Origin of the sequence: Pontibacter silvestris, from assembly GCF_020907275.1 — a bacterium.
In the GTDB taxonomy this organism is placed as follows: Bacteria; Bacteroidota; Bacteroidia; order Cytophagales; family Hymenobacteraceae; genus Pontibacter; species Pontibacter silvestris.
The window spans coordinates 218,642-238,479 of the sequence record NZ_JAJJWI010000004.1; the positions used below are offsets into that span (position 1 = coordinate 218,642).

Consider the following 19,838-nt stretch of genomic DNA (forward strand, 5'->3'; position numbering starts at 1 on the left):
TACTAATAATTGTTTTTGAAGAAGGTAAGGTATGCTTCCAGGTCTTTCTTCTGCAGCAACTTAGCGTAATTAGCAGAAGAGATTACAAAGGTAGTGAAATCTACGCCTCTAATTCTACCTACAGGTGACCGAGGAGCTTTTTGATCTATATTATAAGACTTAGCCTGCTTAAAATCGTCGAAGGAGCGCATCACAAGCATCGTCTGGTTAGCAGAGTAAGCCGTTGAAGCTATTTTCAAAGACTGATTCTTATAATAGGTGCTGTTATATTTCTCATATTTCGGCAACATATCTTTGAAAGCAGCTGCATCATTAGGGTAAATCAATACAACATAATAAGCACTATCTGTGGCAACCTCATATTGTAGAGTCTCTGCTTCAGCTACAGAAACAGGTGGTTCGGCAGTTGTTACAGGGGCAACTGTTATTGGTTGAACAGCTGTAGCTATAGGCTGTTGTGCATTATCCGGTATTACTGTAGGTGCTTGCTTCACTTCAGGCTCTTTTGCCGGCAGTGGCTCTTTGTCCAATTTGATTAGAGCTTGCGCCTGAGTTGGTTGAGGCACAGTTAACGCCGTTGATGCTGTAGCAGTAGCAATTTCTGTGCTAAGTTTTTGTTCTGCTGTAATGCTTGCCGTTTGTTTTGGCTCTTTAACTGGTGGAGGCGGCGCATCCTGGCGCAAAAGGTTTTTCTGCTCCAGTTCTGTATAAGATGCTAACAATACATCTGCCTGCGGCTGCAGAGGGCTACTACGGTGTTGGGTCTTGAAACGCTGTAGTTTTTCCCGCAATGCCTGGGGCTTCTCTGTGCGAGCCGTAATCATGATATCCAGGAAAGCCACCTTATCCTGAATGTCATTTAATGGGTACTGGCTTATAAGCTTATGAAGAACGGCAACAGCTTTCTCATACTCTTGCTCCTCATAGAGAGTATAAGCAGAATCATAAACGACATGAGCTCTCAGGTTATTGGCTGCATTTTTAGATCTGTAACCTGAGTCATCTACCAGGCGAGCATAGATAGTAGACGGAAACTGCTGCTTAATTATGTTATAGTACACCTGCTGTTGCTCCTTAGCCTCTTTCCCATGAAGCAGATACAAGCTGTAGTAAGACTCAGCCGCATGCTCTGACTTAGGAAACTGCTGCAGTAGTTTTTCAAATGTAGCAATGGCGCGAGCCCGATCTTTAAGCTTTTGGCTATAAATGTTAGCTAACTTAAACAAAGCCTCTTCTTCTTCCTTCTCAGATCGCTGCAGAGCAACTGTCGTAAGAGGTATGTTCTGCAGATACGTCTGAATTTGGGCCGCAGTACGTTCTTCGGCGCTTTGCTGAGGTTCTTCAGGAGTGGCTACAGTAGGTGCCTGAGCAACCTGAATTTCAGTCGTATTTGTTTCTCCCCTGCTTTGGATGCGCCAGAAATCCTGAAGTGGCCGGTCGCCCCAGCGGCGCACGAACTCTGAACGAGCAGTTGCCATAGCAGACGGGTTATCGAAATACCAAACTCCGGATGTGCCGCTGTTAGAAGGAAATGCGCTTCCGTTCTGGTTGTCTCGGTTAAGGGTGCTGCGGCGTTCCTGCTTTTCTGAAACTAACTGCTGTTGCTGCTGGCGGGCGAGCTCTTGCTGGCGTTGTTCTTCCTCGCGCTGTACAAGCTGTTGCAGAAACGCCATGCGTTCGGCCTCGCTCATGTGGGCCAGGCGCTGTAGGCTGTCCTGTGTTTGAATAGTTGCATATTGCTGCGCAAAATCAGCCAGAACGTCACGGCGTTCCGCTATTGCTTCGTAGTTGGCAGCACTTTTAGGCAAGGCCTGTACGGCACTGTCGTAGTAGGCGGCAGCCAAGTTGTATTTACTTAGATTCTCAAAGTAAATCTCTCCGGCCAGCAGGTAACTATAAGAATCCTGGTTTTGTAAAGCGCCGGGTGTTTTAAGCGACTGCTGAATGTATTCTAATGCCTTATCATAATTTTGCTGGCGTAGTTCAAACTGCGCCATCTCATAATATATTTTGTTTTTATATTCCTGGTTTTTATCGTCTTTCAGCATTTTCCGGTAGTAGCCTGCAATACGCTCCCGGTCATGCGCATCAGTTAGTTCTGTTACTTGCCCCAGATAAAGTCTGCTGAAAAAACCAAGGTCGTAGGGTGGGTTACGACGCAGTATCTTATTATACTGCTTATAAGCTTCTCTATCCTGATTTGTAAACTGGTAAATCCTGGCCAGGGAAAAACGCGCCCGCGACTGAGCGTCTTTTTCGTCGAAGTTGCGTAGCGACAGTGCCAGGCTCTCTGCGACAGCCGTGGTATCACCAAGCAGGCGGTAATATTGTGCTCTAGCTAAATACAGTTCCCGGGCATTGGCCTTGTTCAGTTGCTCCTTTCTTAAGTGTTCTGATACAGCCTGTGCATTGTCCATCTCCTCCATCTTCATGAAAGAGCGCATGAGCCACACCAGTGCTTCATGCTGTGCATCTTTATCTTTGCTGTTTGAGTTTACATACTTAAATGTTCGGGCGGCATCGGCAAAATTCAACTGGTAATAGCGCGTTTTGCCAATCAGAATATAGCAGTCGTCTATCCACTTGCTATTTTTGTGCCATTGTATCGGGAAAGATGCTTTTTTCTCCACATCTTCCAGGTCTGCGGCAATGGCTTTAAAAGTAGTGGAGTCTATGGTCGGGTAAATAGGCAGTACCTGATTGTAATCATACTGCATATTACTTTCCAGGCCTTCTTCAATAGTACGCATCTTCTCCTTAGCTAAAAAATAGCCATTGTAATGCGCAGTAGTGTTATGATAAGCTTTGCTCAAAGGGTTCTTGCGTTCTACAGAGCAAGAGACTAACAGCAGGCCTGCCAACAGGGCAAATATGTAAAATGATCGGTTATTCAAGATGGTAAAGATAAGCAGGAGGTTTTGCGCTATGGGCTATATAATATAGGTGTAAACGTTACAGTCAACTACAAAAGTATAACCAATTAGTGAACAATATAAAGCTGCGTAAAATTCTATACAGCTTATCGACAGCAAAGTAGCCACTACAAAAGTACAATAATCTGTTAATGAAAGCATGGCTGTTTTCAGTGTTTGCTAATGAACTATGTAAAAGCCAAATTGGTTTCAGGCGGAGACTGTGAGGTGATATTAATCGCTAATTGTTGCAGTAGCACTTTTATGGACGTTTAAGTGGTGCTAAGTCCATAAAAAGATGTAAGTTTGTAAGTTATAGGTAAGATGGAAACGCCTTCTGAGAGAGATAAACACGAAAAAGAAAGGCAAGAGAGCATAAAGCCTTATGCAAAATACTCTGGGCTGGCTTTTCAAATGATAGGAGCTTTGGTGTTGGCTGCTTTCGGAGGAAAGAAACTGGACGATTATTTTGCCACGGGTAAACCATGGTTTACTATTGCTCTTTTGCTGTTGGCTGTGGTTGTTTCTATGGTAACAATCATTCTATCAATCAATAAAAAATAATAGCACGTGAAGTTCTTCAGAAACCTGGCTATACTTACTGTTTTACTTGCTGTTATTGTGGTGGTATTAATACATTTAACAGGCGCTGTGCTGATACATAGCTATATCTGGTACATACTGGTTTTTTTTGTTTTTGTAACAGGCTTTACATTTTATATTACCAGAATCGGGATGGAGCAGGATAGTGATAACTTCCAGGTTTATTATTTTAGCGCGATGGGCTTCCGGATGGTACTTTGCATTGGAGTGGTGTTCGCTTATGCCTATTTTATAGGAGATGGTAAGCTTCAGTTCGTTTTTAACTTTTTTGCGTTATATTTCCTGTATACCGGGTTTGAAATTTACAGTTTGTTGGCTAACTTGCGGCCCAATTTGAAAAAGCAGAATTAAACATAAGATAATCTTATTAAATATTGCTTCTAAACTATTCTTAATGAAGAGGTTATTCGTTCTACTGTTTTCCTTCTTAACTATCTCAGCTTTTGCTGAGGCACCGGTGGAAGGTGGGGAGTTTCAGCCCGGTGAAATGATCACACATCACATTGCAGATGATTACATCTGGCATTTTGCTGATGGTGCTACAGTGTATCTGCCTGTGATTTTGTTGGATAATGGTCAGTTGAATGTTTTTTCTTCGCATCATTTCTATGACGAGAACCACGAGACAGTTCCTTATAACGGTTATGTATTAGAACATGGTCGTATCTATCGGGCAAGCCAAGAAGGTGAGCCATTGGAAGAACATGCGGGGTTATATGATTTTTCTATCACCAAGAACGTGGCCTCTATGTTTGTTAGTGTGGCTTTGCTTCTGATAATTTTCTTTGTAATAGCTTCTCGTTATAAAAACAATCCAGGCAAGGCGCCTAAAGGTATTCAGTCTTTCTTTGAGCCGATAATTATTTTTGTGCGTGATGAGATAGCGAAAGCTAACATCGGTCCTAAATATGAGCGCTATATGCCTTATTTGCTTACAGTGTTCTTCTTTATCTGGTTTAACAACCTGTTGGGCTTGATGCCAGGTGGAGCTAACCTTACAGGTAATATAGCTGTAACGCTAATTCTGGCGTTGCTTACCCTTATTATAACCTTGTTTAGTGGTAATAAGAATTATTGGGGACACATTTTTGCAACACCGGGTGTGCCAACGTGGCTTGCTCCAATCATGATTCCTGTCGAGTTGATAGGTATCTTTACCAAGCCGTTTTCCCTAATGGTTCGTTTGTTTGCGAACATTACAGCTGGTCACATTATTATTCTGTCTTTGTTTAGTTTGATTTTTATCTTTAGAAGCATAGCAGTTGGGCCTTTGAGTGTTGCCTTTGCAACTTTTATGAACTTTCTGGAGTTATTTGTGGCGTTGTTGCAGGCTTATATCTTTACACTGCTTTCAGCCATGTACTTTGGAGGTGCCGTTGAAGAACACGATCACTCGGAAGAGCATCATTAATTAAGAATTTTATTTTTTTAACTATATATAACTATAATTATGTTGTTAGCAATCTTGCTTCAAGCTGTTTCAGAAGGTGCTGGTTTAGGTATCTTAGGCGCTGGTATTGGTGCTGGCCTAGTTGCTCTTGGCGCTGGTCTTGGTATCGGTAGAATCGGTGGCTCTGCTATGGAGTCTATCGCTCGTCAGCCAGAGGCTAGTGGCAGAATCCAGACTGCGATGATTATCGCTTCTGCACTTATCGAGGGTGTTACCCTTTTCGGTGTGGTAGTGTGTCTTCTGATCGCTATTGCCTAGTCACTTAAAGGACAAAGGCTAACATGCTTTTGCTGATCTCACGTCCGGACGCATGGTCCGGACGATGAGGTCAAAAACATGGTACGGTTATATAAAGGTTGCCTGGCGATAGGCAACCCTTTAAAAGAAATCAATATTTCAACCTTCATAAACAAATGGAATTAGTAACCCCCGGTATAGGTCTGATTTTTTGGCAGACGGTAACGTTCCTGATTGTGCTTTTCCTGCTTGGCAAGTTTGCCTGGAAACCTATCATGAAAGCACTTCATGATCGTGAGTCTTCTATTGAAAACGCATTAAGCGCTGCTGAAAAAGCAAAGCTTGAAATGCAGGCATTAAAAGCAGATAATGAAAAGCTGTTAGCTGAAGCTCGTCTGGAGCGTGACAGAATTTTGAAAGAAGCTACTGAAGCTGGAAATAGCATTGTAGAGACTGCCAGGGAAAAAGCTAACGAAGAAGGTGCCAGAATGCTGGCGCAGGCGCGTGAAGCAATTGAGAATGAAAAACGTGCTGCCATTACAGAAGTTAAGAATATGGCGGCGGCTCTTTCTGTTGATATTGCAGAACGCATTCTTAAAAGAGAGCTCAATGACCCAAGAGCACAACAGGCTCTTGTACAGGAATACATTAGTGGAGTAACACTTAATTAAAAAGTACGAGTGGCATGCTGATAAGCTGCCATTGTTGATAACTAGTCCCTATGTCAGAAATAAGAGTTGCTTCAAGATATGCAAAGTCGCTGATAGAGTTAGCTTCTGAGAGAAATGAGCTGGAAAATGTGCATAAGGATATGCAGCAGTTTTCTAAAGTTGTTTCTCAAAACAGAGAACTCCATTTGTTATTGCGTAATCCTATTGTAAAGTCAGACAAAAAATTAGCCATCATCAATGCCATTTTTAGTGGTAGAGTACAGGAGCTAACATTAGCTTTCTTTAAAATAGTGGCCAGGAAGAACCGTGAGTCAGTATTAGAGTTTATCGCGACTGAGTTTGAGAAACAGTACAATGAGCTAAAAGGGATACAGACTGCGAAGGTAATTTCTGCTATTCCTCTAACACCAGGGCTGCGAGAGCAACTAGGGCAGAAGTTAGTAGCGGAAACTGGCCAGACAATAGAACTTGAAGAAATTATAGATCCTTCCTTGATTGGAGGCTTTGTACTTCGCGTAGGTGATAAGCAGATTGATAGCTCAGTGAAGCATAGCCTTCTTAAGCTAAAAAATAATTTTAAAGACAACCCCTATATTAATAAAATATAATCATGGCAGAAGTAAGACCTGACGAAGTATCAGCCATATTAAGAGAACAGCTATCTAACTTTCGTTCTGAGGCTGAACTGGAAGAGGTTGGTACTGTATTAACAGTGGGTGACGGTGTCGCTCGTATCTATGGACTTTCCAAAGCACAATCTGGTGAGCTTTTGGAATTTGCTAACGGGCTTCAGGCACTTGTGCTGAACCTTGAAGAAGATAACGTAGGTGCCGTAATGCTCGGAGACTATAGCGCGATCAAAGAAGGTGACACTGTAAAAAGAACAAAACGTATCGCCTCTGTAAGAGTAGGAGATGGTATAATAGGTCGTGTGGTAAACACACTAGGCCAACCTATAGACGGTAAAGGCCCTATTGCGGGAGACCTTTATGAAATGCCACTGGAGCGTAAAGCGCCGGGCGTAATCTTCCGTCAGCCAGTAAATGAGCCAATGCAAACTGGTATCAAAGCGATTGACTCTATGATTCCGATTGGCCGTGGCCAACGTGAGCTTATCATTGGTGACCGCCAAACTGGTAAAACAGCTGTAGCAATTGACACTATCCTGAATCAGCGTGAGTTCTTCGACAGAGGAGAGCCTGTGTTCTGTATATATGTGGCAGTAGGACAGAAAGCATCTACAGTTGCTCAAATTGTAAAAGCACTAGAGCAGGGTGGTGCCATGGATTACACTGTAGTTGTTTCTGCTACAGCTTCTGAACCGGCTCCAATGCAATTCTTTGCTCCATTTACAGGCGCCGCTATCGGTGAGTTTTTCCGTGACACAGGACGTCCTGCACTGGTAGTATATGATGACCTTTCTAAACAAGCCGTGGCTTACCGTGAGGTATCTCTTCTTCTTAGAAGACCGCCAGGGCGTGAGGCCTATCCTGGTGACGTATTTTACCTGCACTCTCGCTTATTAGAGCGTTCTGCAAAGATAAATGCGTCTAATGAAATTGCGCGTAACATGAACGACTTGCCAGAGTCTATCCGCCCATTAGTGAAAGGTGGTGGTTCTCTTACGGCTCTTCCGATCATTGAGACACAGGCTGGTGACGTTTCTGCTTACATCCCGACAAACGTAATTTCTATCACTGACGGTCAGATCTTCCTGGAGACAAACTTGTTTAACGCAGGTGTGCGTCCGGCTATCAACGTAGGTATCTCAGTATCACGTGTAGGTGGTTCGGCTCAGATCAAATCTATGAAGAAAGTTGCCGGTACACTTAAACTGGATCAGGCGCAGTTCCGTGAGCTGGAGGCCTTTGCTAAATTCGGTTCAGACCTGGATGCTGCTACTAAGCTTACTATTGAGCGAGGTCGCCGTAACCTGGAAATACTGAAGCAAGCACAGTTCTCCCCTGTATCAGTGGAGGAGCAGGTAGCAATCATATATGCCTCAACTAATGGCTTACTTGACAATGTTCCTGTGAACGAGGTAAGAGCTTTTGAGAAAGATTTCTTACGCACTTTGCGCGCTCAGCATGCCAATGCCCTTAGTGCCCTGAAGGCTGGTAAGCTGGATGACGAAGTAACTGGAACATTAAAACAAGTAGCCAGAGAGCTTTCGGCTAAATATAAGCAGTAATCATCTTAAGTTATGAGTTAGCGGTTAAGGGTATAGAGTTATCTTTAACCGTTAACTGTACGCTCATAGCAAAAACTATATGCCAAGTTTAAAAGAGGTTAGAAGCCGCATCACATCTGTATCGTCGACACAGCAGATTACCAAAGCCATGAAAATGGTGGCAGCTGCTAAGCTTAGACGTGCTCAGGATAGCATTCTGCGCATGCGGCCATATGCGCAGCGCCTGAGTGGTATTCTGGCAAACTTGTCTTCCCAAACAGAAGGTTCTGTAAACAATCCGTACTCAGAAGAACGTGAAGCAAACCGGGTACTGATCATAGCTGTAACATCTGATCGTGGTTTGGCAGGTGCTTTTAACTCCAATATCATTAAAGCTGTAAATACGCTGGTTAATGAGCAGTACAGCAAGCAATATAACGCTGGTAATGTAACCATTCTCACTATTGGAAGAAAGGGACATGATGCCTTTACCAAGCGTGGCTATAAAGTTATTGGTGATTATACAGGTATATTTACAGGCCTTTCTTTTGATGCAGTAAGAGGAGCTGCAGAGCGCGCCATGGATGGCTTTATCAACAGGGAGTTTGATAAAGTTGATCTTGTGTATAATGAGTTTAAAAACGTAGCAACACAAATAGTTCGCCAGGATCAGTTCCTGCCTATTGTTGAGCAACCAGCACAAGATAGTGCAGCCCCAACACTTGCTGCTGACTATGTTTTTGAACCATCCAAAGAAGCAATTATTGAAGAGCTGATACCGAAGTCGTTAAAGATTCAGGTTTATAAAGCCGTTTTGGAGTCAAATGCTTCCGAGCATGGTGCCCGTATGACTGCTATGGATAAGGCAACGGACAACGCAGGAGAACTTCTCAAGCAGTTGAAGTTAACTTATAACAGGACAAGACAGGCAGCCATCACCAAAGAGATCCTGGAGATTGTAGGTGGTGCAGAAGCTCTTTCTTCAAAATAAAGAAAAGAATAAAATTTAAAACAGAAGCAGCGCCTGACAAACAGTGGGCGCTGCTTCTGTTTTAAAGCCATTACTACTTATTTATAAATTATCAAATTGTAAAGCTGTTACTTTAAATAATCTTTTACCTGAATAAAATAGTAATAATGTTATATTTGTGGTGAGCTTACAAGTAAATAATGATTAAACAACTTAAAAGTAAGGCCTTAACTAAGGCTTCAGTAGTTCTTTTATTCTTATTAGGTGCCTGTGCCGGTACCGCTACTACTTCTACGAGTACAGAAAATCAGCCGCAGTCATTAGCGAATGGTTTGCCCAGGCCTAAACTGGTGGTGGGTATTGTGGTAGATCAGATGCGCTACGATTACCTGTTCCGCTATTGGGATAAGTACGGTGACAATGGCTTTAGAAAGCTGGTAAGAAATGGGTTCAACTTTAAAAACACCCAGTACAGTTATGTGCCAACCTATACGGGGCCAGGTCATTCATCCATTTACACAGGCAGTGTGCCAGCCCTTAATGGAATAATAGGTAACAACTGGTATGACAGAAAATCAGGAAAAGTTGTATATTGTACAGATGACAACAGTGTTAGCACAGTTGGAAGTACATCGACAGCTGGTCAGATGTCGCCAGAAAACCTGTTGGTTACTACTATAACAGATGAATTGCGCCTTGGTACAAACATGGGGGCAAAGGTAATAGGGGTTGCATTGAAAGACAGAGGATCTATTTTGCCTGCTGGTCATTTAGCTAACGGAGCTTATTGGTTTGACTCTCCGTCCGGGAACTGGATTACGAGTACATATTATACACAACAGCTGCCGCAATGGGCGCATGAGTTTAACAGCCAAAAATATCCTGACCAGTACCTAAGCCAGCCCTGGACTACCTTACTGCCTATAGAGCAGTATACAGAAAGTACAGGAGATGATGTGCCTTGGGAAGAGAATTTTTCTGGAGAAGAAAGGCCTGTTTTTCCACATAATGTGCCTGCTTTAAGAGGAAAGGATTATGAGATAATTCGTTCTGTACCAGCAGGGAACCAGCTGACGAAAGAATTTGCGTTAGCTGCACTAAGAGGAGAAAATTTAGGAAAAGGCAACCAAACAGACTTTTTAGCAGTAAGCTTCTCTTCTACAGACTATGTAGGGCATAGGTTTGGCCCCAATTCTGTTGAAGCTGAAGACATATTTCTGAGGTTAGACCAGGATTTAGCCGATTTGATAAACCAGGTAGAGCAGGAAGTTGGCGTAGGTAATGTGCTGTTCTTCCTTACTGCTGATCATGGTGCAGCACATTCTCCGGCTTTCCTGAAAGAAAAACATGTGCCTGCTGGTGTAGCTGCTTCAAATATTATGACAGACTCCCTGAACCAGTACTTGAATAAAATGTACGGAAATGGCAAATGGGTGGAACGCTATATTAATCAACAAGTGTATTTAAACAGAGCACTTGTTGATGCCAGGAAGTTAAATCTGGAAGAAGTACAGCAAAAAGTGGCAACTTATGTGCTGCGCTTTGAAGGTGTATCCAGAGCTGTTACAGCTTCTGCTTTGCAGGCAACAAGTTGGGGCCAGGGTATGATGGCTCGTGTAGAGAATGGCTATAATGCACAGCGTTCCGGTGATGTAATTGTTCTCCTGCAACCAGGTTGGTTTGAAGGGTATGGAGGCAAAGAACCAAAAGGGACAACACATGGTTCTTATTCAAACTATGATACACATGTGCCGCTGCTTTGGTATGGCTGGAATGTGAAGCCGGGAGAAAGCTCAGTTGAAGTTGAAGTGGCAGATATTGCACCTACTATTGCTTCTTGGCTGTACATACAGGAGCCAAATGGAAGCGTAGGCAGGCCATTACAAGAGTTAATGAAGTAAACAATAGATAAAGCGCCTGATGTTGATACTTTGATGGCGTAGAAACGTAAATAGAAAAAGATGGAAAATAAGGAACAAAACAACCCATGGCATAAGGTGAGTTTCGGTGAAGAGGCTCCAAATGTGGTGAATGCTATTATAGAGATTCCAAAGGGCTCTAAAGCAAAGTATGAGTTAGATAAGGATAGTGGAATGCTGAAGTTGGACAGAGTGCTTTTCTCATCTATTCATTACCCGGCCAACTATGGTTTTATTCCAAGAACTTACTGTGACGATAAAGACCCGCTTGATATTCTGGTGATCTGTTCAATTGATGTACAGCCAATGTGCCTTATCAATGCGAAAGTTATTGGTGTTATGCAGATGATTGATAACAATGAAGAGGATGACAAGATCATTGCTGTTGCTTATAACGATATGTCTGTTCGTCATATAAATGACATTTCTGAGCTTCCTCCACACACACTGCTTGAAATGCGTCGCTTCTTTGAAGACTATAAAAAGCTGGAGAACAAGGAGGTAATCGTAGAGCAGTTTCTGGGAAGAGAGCATGCTTATAAAATTATTCAGGACAGCGTTGACCTGTACAATACTACTTTTGGAGAACTTGCAAAAGAAAAGGCGTTGTAAAAGAGATACTTTTCCTGTTGAGCCTGGCATAGGATATCCTGTGCCAGGCTTTTTTGTTGATAACCTGCAGCGATTGTCGTTTGATAGAAGAAACATTTGTTCCGTAATTGCAAAGCTAAAGAAGCAGAACAGAAACACTGGGATGAAGAACAGTAAAGAACTGAGCGGCTGGGAATCATATTCTTTGTTAAAAAGAATATTTCAGGCATTGCTATATAGCAGTGTGTTTATTTCTTTCTGTGCTTTTGCTTTAACTATAGAAACCTACCTGCTGTCAGAGTTGCCTGTTTCTATACCCATGGCTGTGTTTATTTTTATGGCAACGCTCTTTACTTATAACTTAAGTAGTGTACAAAGCATGGTAAGGCGTCCGAGACAGCAGGTAAACAAGTTAAGTTCCTCTTGGGCTCAGAGGCACAAAAGAGAGCTGGCTGCACTTGGGTTAGCGGGCATTACCCTGGCAACTTTTATATACTTCAGGTATAACCTGCACATAAATATATGGTTTATGCTGCACTTGGCAGTTATTTCTATAGGTTATACAGTGCCTATAGTATATAAGGCCAGGAAAGTAAAGCCGCTACGGAGCGTACCACTTTTAAAAGTGTTTCTGATAGCTTACGTGTGGGCCATAGTAACAACACTCTTCCCGATGATGGATGCAGATGTGCTGATGTGGGATAGCCAGGCTATGTTGCTTTTTGCCCGGCGCTTTTTGTTTATTCTGGCACTTGCCTTACTGTTTGACATAAGAGATTACTCCTATGACCGCAGCACAAATACGCTAACATTTCCGGGGTTGATGGGGGTTGAAAGCACAAAACTGCTCTCGTTGTGTCTACTAATGCTTTACGTCGTATTAGCAGTAACGACAGAAACATTAGACACACAACTGGCACTAATAGCCAGTGGCATAGGTGCTGCTTTGGTGGTTGCTTTTTCCAGGGAAGATAAACCACGCCTTTATTACTCTTTATTTGCAGATGGAGCTATGTTGTTACATGCAACGCTCATCTTTCTGGCAAGGTCTTAGGCCTTATGGCTGCTGTAAGCTTAGTAATGCCTTAGGCAGGTGGTCTATCACATCAGAGGCTATCATAGAAATCTCTCCTACTGTGTTCAGGGCCAGATCGCCAGCCAAGCCATGTACATATACACCTAATCTGCAAGCCTCTTCTAAACTGTAGTTCTGTGCCACAAAGGCCGTAATAATACCTGTCAGAACATCACCTGTACCACCAGTTGCCATACCTGAGTTACCAGTGGTGTTAAAATAAATATTTCCGTCAGGTGTACCTATCGCTGTGTTATTCCCTTTAAGTGTAATATAACAGGCATGTTTATGGCAAAACTCCTTCATGCGTTCCAGGCGGTCATAGTCGTTCTGTGCCTTGCCCACCAGCCGCTCAAACTCCTTTGGGTGGGGTGTAAATATTACACTGTGCTTCGGAATTTGAGATTTTAATCGGTCACTGCTGGCAATAATGTTTATGGCATCAGCATCTATTACTAAAGGCTGTGTAGAGGTGGCCAAAAGCTGCCCTATAGCAGTTTGAGTTACTTTCTCTGTTCCTAATCCCGGACCTGTGCCTATTACGTCATACTTCTCAATTCCCTGAGGCAGTTCAGACAAGTGCTTGCGGTTCTTGTCTACTAAAGTCATAGCTTCGGGCACGGCAGTTTGTAGAACGCTATACCCTACAGGGGGAGCTTGTATAGTAAGTAAGCCAACTCCGCTACGCAGACACGCATGGGCTGCTAACATAGCTGCTCCCATTTTACCATAGCCACCACACAATAACAATGCATGCCCATATAACCCTTTATGGGAAAACCTTTTCCTAGGCTTTAGCAGGTGCTTTACATCTTGTTGAGTTGTACAATGCAAAGTAGTTTCTACATGGCTGATAAACTTCTGGCTAAGATTAATTGGTACTACATGCCATTGCCCAATATACTGTTCATGCTGGGGTAGCAGAAAAGCCAGCTTAGGAAACTCGAAACTAACGATAAAATCAGCCTGCACAATAGCTCCCTCTTCCGGTGTTTGACTGTCTGTATAGAGGCCAGAGGGCATATCAACAGAAGTAATGCAGTTATTACTCTTATTCAACTGTTCTATTACTTTTCCATATAAGCCTGTAACAGGCCGGTTCAGGCCTGTGCCAAACAGGGCATCTACTACGCAGGCTCCATCTGGCAGAACAGGTATATCTGCCTCTGCTTGTATAGGATGTTGTACTATCTCTTTCGGAAGCTGTTCGAGGTTCACTTTAAAATCATGTGAGGCCTTAGAGACATCTCCAATTATGTAAACCTGCACTTTGTACTGGCGCTGATGCAGCAATCGAGCAATAGCCAGCCCATCACCACCATTGTTGCCAGGGCCACAGAAGATATAAACAGGCTGCGTTGGCTGAAACTTATTCTCAAACCAACCCGCAAAAGCTTTGGCAACGCGCTCCATCAAATCAACAGATTCAATGTCTTCTTCTTTGATAGTAAAAGCATCGGCTTCTCTGGTTTGGGCAGCGGTTAGTAGTTTCATAGTTAAGCTTTAACGCAATTTTGATTAATGAAGATACTGATTTGTGGAGGTACGGTTTATATAGGGGGTACTGTAAAGAAAGGGTTTTCCATCATTTTTAGCTATAGCATGTAATATTTAGCTTTGGAGGAACTAGAAAGTGTGGTCGTATTTGTATAGCTGCTATCTCTAAAAAGCAAAAGTCATAGTAAGCTTAAACTTAAGGTTATCTTTTGTGCTGTCTAAAGCATAAGGGCCATAGCGGTAAAAAGCACCGATACCTACACCTGTAAAGGTTGAGCTAATAATATTGTTAAGTAGCAGACCAGATTCGTAGAAGCCTTTTTGCATAGTTTGGTAGGATGCTTCGCCTAGTTGTGACAAAGGCTTGTTTAAATCGCCAAAGCCAACATTCGTAACAACAGCCAGCGTAGGCTGAAAATACCTGGTGCGAAAGAGTAGTTTGCCAAAGTCTTGTTTAAAGAATAAGGCAGCATAACGATCAGAAAAAAAATCATAAGGCCCCATTGTTTCAAAGCCTTCTCCTGCATATACTTTGTAGTCGTGATGGTAACTGCCAAAGCCATTGTAGAGGCCGACGAATGGCGCGTTGCCTTGCACCAGTCCTCCGGCCAGAGTAATACTTGTTAAGCCAATGCTGCGCTGCCTGAACGAGGCTTCTACGCGGGCATCCAGTTTGTTATAGCTGTAGTCGCCGTTAAGCAGCCCGTTAATGCCTCTGGTGTATTGCAGCCATAGTGTCGGGTAATGGGTTGCGACAGGCATCGTCATTCCAAACTGCTGTATCAGATGCTCCCCATAGGCAAAACGAAATCCTGCACTAGCCTCTGTTATGTTAAACACACTAGGTTGATCTTCTGTAGAGGTTATGCCTAAAGTTGGGTGGCGCTGTTCCTTGCGAAGCATAGTCTGTAGCTGCACATAGCGCAGTAAGCGGCCAGAGAGAGCAACACTACTGTGCGTGGTGTAGTCTAAGTTAGTAAGCACAGGAGACCGGAAATTGAACAAAGTGTTCTGGGGTTTAAAAGGCAGGCGGCGGCCACCTGGTTCTAATACATCTTCAAAAAACGTTGCTGCCAAGGTAAACTCTGACGGTTGATGTAGTATAAAAGAGGCATCGGCGCCATATTTCTGCTTCTCATCTTTAAACCCATAGGCCCAGTACCCGCCTATGGTAAAGCGTTCGGAGAAGCGGTTATTAGTGTGAGCTCCTATACCTAATCGGAGTCCTTCGAACCTGCTGATGCGTAGGAACCGCTTTAGGTTCAGGCTAACAGCTCCAATAGGTATTTGTTGGGAAGCCAGCGCCTCAAATGTGCGTATGGTGCGGTCTAAACCGTCAGCTCTGCCTACACTGTCTAACCTTTGATAAGTACGGAGGTCTAAGGAGCTAAGTGAGTCGGAGCGATATTGTTGCCAGAACGAATCTGGCTGCAAATGTGCGTCCGGCTCTTGATGCAAGGCTATTACACCAAAATCAGCTCTTTTTAAATTAGGACTAAGATTGATGTTGGTAATATAGGTGCGAATGAGGCCATAAGGCTGATGCCCGCGTAACTGAATTTGTGGAATCGTTATTTCCACGTCCAGCTCTGTTGGAAACCATTGCCTGCCATTGATTAGTTTATACTGTTGTTGCAGTTTTATACCGCGTTTATCATCAGCGGCAGACTCAGCAATTATATTCTGCACAGCCCACCCATTACTGTTGATGTAGAGCAATCCTTTCAATCCTTCAAAGTTTCGCCCTCGCTCAGGCTTATAAGAAATGATAAAAGTGGTGTCCTGGCCTACAACAGAAGTTTCTTCTAAAATAAAATCGTACTTGCTTGTGCTGCCAGTGCTTAGGGGGCTTAGGTAGTGTTTCCCAAAGAAGACAGGCATATCGTCATAAACAGAAAAATCACGAGCTTCCACAGCTACAATGCCAAAGTTGGGCTGCTGCAAGCCTGACACTCGTGTAGCCAGTATTGTTTCTTTGTGGTTGTTCGGCTTAAGGTAAGCATAGTCCGTAATGCTCTCTGAAAGAAAGAGGTGCTGCCTGTTTAGCATGTTTCGCATTTTCAGGAAAGAAGAATCTGCTGCTGAAAGTGTTGCCGCCTTGTTAACATCTATTTCCTGCTGTGGAGATGCTGAGAGGATAAACTTGTTATAAGATCGATAGGTATATGCCTGTAGGTTATCCAGTTTGTGGAGCTGCCGGTTCCGGTTTGCCAGCCGTACAATACGGTGCGCCGGATTCTCTCCCGACATAATAACTACCTCCTCCAGCCGTGCCGCCACTGGTTGAAGATAAATATTTAAAGCACCTGCCGAGTCGGGGTAAACAATTTGAGGATTGTACCCAACATAACTGAAGCGGATGCTGGATATGGGGTGACTGTGCCGTAGTTGATACTCGCCATCCAGGTTGGTAGTGGTACCTGTCTCGCCCTCATTAGCAGCAATACTCACAAAAGGCAGGCGTTCATTAGACCTGGCATCACGAACGACACCCCGTACTTCCCGCACCTGGGCTATAGTAGGCACGAACAGAATAGCAAAAAAGAATAGCAGTATAAAACGTAGCATCCGGTAAAGATAAAAAGAAATGGCGCTTCCCCATCCCTGAGAAAAGCGCCATTTCTTTTTATTTAACTGATGTTAGAACTGCAGAGAGAAAGCCATACCTACGTTGCCTCCCGGTAGCATAACAGGCACGACCGTAGCTGTATTCAGGCCTCCCCCTTTTGTTAGCTTGGCATGTATCCAGTACACCGTGTTTACCGAAAGTATACCTACGCCAGCTCCGGCCAATACATCGGACATCCAGTGGGCATTATTTAATACACGTAGTACACCCGTTGCCCCGGCAATGCTATAACTTGCCACACTCACCCAAGGACTTTTATGTCGGAATTCCTTATCCATAAAGGTGGCAATGGTAAAAGCATAAGCCGTATGCCCGGAAGGAAAAGCCTCTCGTTTTTCGTTTGGACGATCAATGTCTGTAAACCTTTTAGTAGGCCATACCATAGCTGAGGTAAGCGCACCTGCCGAAACCAGCAGCAATGTCTGTCGACCCAGTTCATGCCTGTTCTGCGACGATACTAAGTTAAAACCATAAAGCCCTACCAGTGGTGCCAGCATGGCAAAATCATCGGCATTGGTGGCAAATTCAGGGAAAGCCCTGGTTCTGTAATTAAAAACGTCATGACTGCTTAAAATGCCCCGGCCCCCGATGGTGTAGATACCTGCCCCAATAAGTGCCACCGAAGGGATAACCGCTCTCTTCAGGAAGCGCTTATTATCACCCTCTAAACGTTGCGCATCGGTAAAGGGGCTCTTCTGGCCCGGCAGTACAGTGTCGGCCGGAAGCACAAAGGCTGAGTCAGGGTGTGTAGTTAGGGCAGAATCAGGCTGCACCTGAGCCTGTGCAGCAATAGGGCTTATAAACAGACTAAGCCATAATAAATGTATTGTCAGTATGTTGGGGAGTTTTAAAGTTTTGGTCATGTACGGTGGCCTTTGTAACAACTTAACAATGAGTTAACATTGATATAATCGAAGCCATTGTTAAAAAGTTTCTGATACAAATAAAGATTCTGCCACAAGTGTACAATATTTCAGCGCTGCAATTCATGGAAATGAAGCTTTGCATGTATCCAGGCAGCAGCAGCACTATACCAGACCACCCCCAGAAAGCGTGTGCTTTACCTGTCCAGCTCTCCCAGTACAATGTCTACAGAGCCTACAATAGCAATCATGTCGGACACCATGCAGCCTTTGCTTATTTCGTGCAGCACCGACAGGTTTGAGAAACAAGGAGAGCGGCCTTTACAGCGGAAAGGCACATCGCTGCGGTCGGTGGTGCGGAAGAAGTAGCCTAATTCGCCTCTTGGTGTTTCAGCTCTGAAATACAGTTCCTGAGTACCTGTTGTACGGAGCTTTTTAGGGCAGGCTGCCTGTGGGTCGAAATCAGGTGTGCGTTTATGATTTCCTTCTAACCTGTCGAGGCACTGGAATATGATTTTCACAGACTCCCGGCACTCCTGTGCCCGTACATAGTTGCGGTCCCAGCAATCGCCTGTAGTACCTGCTAACCCCTTGCCTACAGGTATGTCAAACTCCAGTTCAGGGTAAACAGAGTATCCATCCACACGGCGCAAATCGAACTTTAAGCCGGAGCCCCGCAGCATAGGACCGGAGCAGCCATAATTAATAGCTACATCCAGGGGAAGTATGCCGACGTTGGCCGTGCGATCTATAAATATCTTATTTTCGAGTAAGATGGTTTCCAGTTCGTCCAGCTTAGGCAACAGGTAGTTCACAAACTGGCGACATCGTTCCTCGAACCCGATGGGCAGATCGTAATATAAGCCGCCGACCCAGATATAGTTATAGAGCATACGTGCGCCAGAGGCCCACTCCAGCAGGCGTTGTATGTGCTCACGGTCACGCATCAGCCACAGGAACGGTGTAAAAGCACCAATGTCGATGCCATACGTACCGATAGCTACAAAGTGAGAAGCAATACGGTTTAATTCTGCCATTAGCACCCGGATGTACTCTACCCGCTTCGGAATCTGTTCGGTTATGCCCAGCAGCTTCTCCACGCCCATGCACCACACATGCTCAGAGTTCATGGCAGCCAGGTAGTCCATGCGGTCTACGTATGGTATCGTCTGGTTATAGGCCATGTTTTCGGCATGCTTCTCGAAGCAGCGATGCAGGTACCCGATATGCGGTGCTACGTTCGTGATGATTTCCCCATCTGTAACTACCTCCAGGCGCAGCACTCCGTGTGTAGAAGGGTGCTGCGGTCCCATATTCACAATCATCTCTCCTGCCTGCAGGCTTTCCGCCTCAAACTTGTTCGGCTCAGACTGAAGCAGGTACTCCTTATAGATGGTAGACTGGCTCATATGAATTATTGATTACTACAAAGTTCGTAAAAAAGAGGGATTTGTGCAGAAGAATATAGCTGCATTACGCGGATTGTAACAAATGTTGTTCCTTGCTTAATCTACCAATGTACAGCCAGGTAGCTTATATAACTACTTATTCTTTTCTTAAGGGATGTTCTTAGAAAGAGGAATTCCTTTGTAAAAGGATAGCCTTATTAGAGTACATTTTTGTTTATATATAGTATATTCGTTAGTTCAGATGCTTTTACACAACCACCCTTAGTTGGCTAAACGTAACAATTACTTATCTTACACTAGTTACCACACATTACAAAAACAAAATGGAGTCGATATTTAAAATTTGGAAAACAAATAGAAAGCTTTACTTAGACTTTTTTGAAAATACAGTTTAGATCAACTAAATAAAATTCCAGATGGATTCAATAATAATCTGATATGGAATATAGGACATATAATAGTCGCTCAACAAGTTTTAATATATATATCATCAGATTTAGAAGGATACATTTCAGAGGAACTATTAAATTTGTACAGACCAGGAACTAAGCCGGCAAAGCAAGCTTCAGATACTGAAGTAAATGAATTAAAAGAACTCCTGATTTCACTAATTGAAAGAACTGAATCAGATTTCTTTGATGGGAAATTCATTATATATAATGAACGGACGACAAGTATGGGGTTTCACTTAGCCTCATTAAAAGAAGCCCTGGAATATAACAATTATCACGAAGGTTTACACCTTGGATATATGATGAATATTCGAAAGCTTGTTTGATAAATACACAGAAGAAGGAATAGAATGTGTGGTAACAATGCCTATAAGTAATCGGGGTGTGTGG

17 protein-coding genes are annotated in these 19,838 nt (G+C 43.6%); 12 read left to right on the forward strand and 5 right to left on the reverse strand.

The features are described 5' to 3' along the window. Positions 1-2: 2 nt before the first annotated feature. Positions 3-2,894: a type IX secretion system periplasmic lipoprotein PorW/SprE gene (gene porW / locus LN995_RS05420; protein WP_229959155.1), complete on the reverse strand. Its 2,892-nt coding sequence runs from the start codon at positions 2,892-2,894 to the stop codon at positions 3-5. 342 nt (positions 2,895-3,236) lie between these two features. Here porW and LN995_RS05425 point away from each other — a divergent pair, with 342 nt between their 5' ends. From LN995_RS05425 to LN995_RS05475, 11 genes are all read left to right on the forward strand, one after another. Beyond that, positions 3,237-3,476, forward strand: a complete 240-nt coding sequence (locus LN995_RS05425; RefSeq protein ID WP_229959157.1) for an AtpZ/AtpI family protein — start codon at positions 3,237-3,239, stop codon at positions 3,474-3,476. A 6-nt stretch (positions 3,477-3,482) separates the two neighbouring features. Then, positions 3,483-3,866, forward strand: a complete 384-nt coding sequence (locus tag LN995_RS05430; RefSeq protein WP_229959159.1) for a hypothetical protein — start codon at positions 3,483-3,485, stop codon at positions 3,864-3,866. 43 nt (positions 3,867-3,909) lie between these two features. After that, on the forward strand, positions 3,910-4,926 hold the full coding sequence (atpB, locus tag LN995_RS05435; RefSeq protein ID WP_229959161.1) for a F0F1 ATP synthase subunit A: 1,017 nt from the start codon (positions 3,910-3,912) through the stop codon (positions 4,924-4,926). Between the two features lie 39 nt (positions 4,927-4,965). Beyond that, positions 4,966-5,223, forward strand: a complete 258-nt coding sequence (gene atpE / locus LN995_RS05440) for an ATP synthase F0 subunit C (protein ID WP_229959163.1) — start codon at positions 4,966-4,968, stop codon at positions 5,221-5,223. 155 nt (positions 5,224-5,378) lie between these two features. Beyond that, on the forward strand, positions 5,379-5,873 hold the full coding sequence (locus LN995_RS05445; protein ID WP_229959165.1) for a F0F1 ATP synthase subunit B: 495 nt from the start codon (positions 5,379-5,381) through the stop codon (positions 5,871-5,873). 50 nt (positions 5,874-5,923) lie between these two features. Further along, the gene (gene atpH, locus LN995_RS05450; RefSeq protein ID WP_229959167.1) at positions 5,924-6,481 is read left to right on the forward strand and encodes an ATP synthase F1 subunit delta; all 558 of its coding nucleotides are present in this window, start codon (positions 5,924-5,926) and stop codon (positions 6,479-6,481) included. Positions 6,482-6,483: 2 nt separating this feature from the next. Continuing rightward, entirely contained in the window at positions 6,484-8,064 is a 1,581-nt protein-coding gene (atpA, locus tag LN995_RS05455; protein ID WP_229959169.1) for a F0F1 ATP synthase subunit alpha, read from the forward strand. Positions 8,065-8,143: 79 nt separating this feature from the next. After that, positions 8,144-9,034, forward strand: a complete 891-nt coding sequence (atpG, locus tag LN995_RS05460) for an ATP synthase F1 subunit gamma (RefSeq protein ID WP_229959171.1) — start codon at positions 8,144-8,146, stop codon at positions 9,032-9,034. 179 nt (positions 9,035-9,213) lie between these two features. Then, on the forward strand, positions 9,214-10,914 hold the full coding sequence (gene pafA / locus LN995_RS05465; protein ID WP_229959174.1) for an alkaline phosphatase PafA: 1,701 nt from the start codon (positions 9,214-9,216) through the stop codon (positions 10,912-10,914). A gap of 60 nt (positions 10,915-10,974) precedes the next feature. Then, positions 10,975-11,544: an inorganic diphosphatase gene (locus LN995_RS05470; RefSeq protein ID WP_229959176.1), complete on the forward strand. Its 570-nt coding sequence runs from the start codon at positions 10,975-10,977 to the stop codon at positions 11,542-11,544. Continuing rightward, entirely contained in the window at positions 11,522-12,577 is a 1,056-nt protein-coding gene (locus tag LN995_RS05475; RefSeq protein WP_229959178.1) for a UbiA prenyltransferase family protein, read from the forward strand. Before LN995_RS05470 ends, LN995_RS05475 begins: the two co-directional genes overlap by 23 nt. A 3-nt stretch (positions 12,578-12,580) precedes the next feature. On the opposite strand, the gene LN995_RS05480 is transcribed toward LN995_RS05475, so the two are convergent. From LN995_RS05480 to LN995_RS05495, 4 genes are all read right to left on the reverse strand, one after another. Then, the gene (locus LN995_RS05480) at positions 12,581-14,092 is read right to left on the reverse strand and encodes an NAD(P)H-hydrate dehydratase (protein ID WP_229959180.1); all 1,512 of its coding nucleotides are present in this window, start codon (positions 14,090-14,092) and stop codon (positions 12,581-12,583) included. A gap of 168 nt (positions 14,093-14,260) precedes the next feature. Continuing rightward, on the reverse strand, positions 14,261-16,663 hold the full coding sequence (locus tag LN995_RS05485; protein ID WP_229959182.1) for a DUF5686 and carboxypeptidase-like regulatory domain-containing protein: 2,403 nt from the start codon (positions 16,661-16,663) through the stop codon (positions 14,261-14,263). Between the two features lie 72 nt (positions 16,664-16,735). Continuing rightward, on the reverse strand, positions 16,736-17,587 hold the full coding sequence (locus tag LN995_RS05490; RefSeq protein ID WP_229959184.1) for a phosphatase PAP2 family protein: 852 nt from the start codon (positions 17,585-17,587) through the stop codon (positions 16,736-16,738). A 197-nt stretch (positions 17,588-17,784) separates the two neighbouring features. Next, positions 17,785-18,996, reverse strand: a complete 1,212-nt coding sequence (locus LN995_RS05495; protein ID WP_229959186.1) for an NADH-quinone oxidoreductase subunit D — start codon at positions 18,994-18,996, stop codon at positions 17,785-17,787. A 445-nt stretch (positions 18,997-19,441) separates the two neighbouring features. On the opposite strand from LN995_RS05495, the gene LN995_RS05500 reads away from it, so the two are divergent. Then, positions 19,442-19,774 carry a DinB family protein gene (locus LN995_RS05500; protein WP_229959280.1) on the forward strand — a complete coding sequence of 111 codons (333 nt, stop codon included), beginning with the start codon at positions 19,442-19,444 and terminating at the stop codon, positions 19,772-19,774. Positions 19,775-19,838 lie beyond the last annotated feature (64 nt).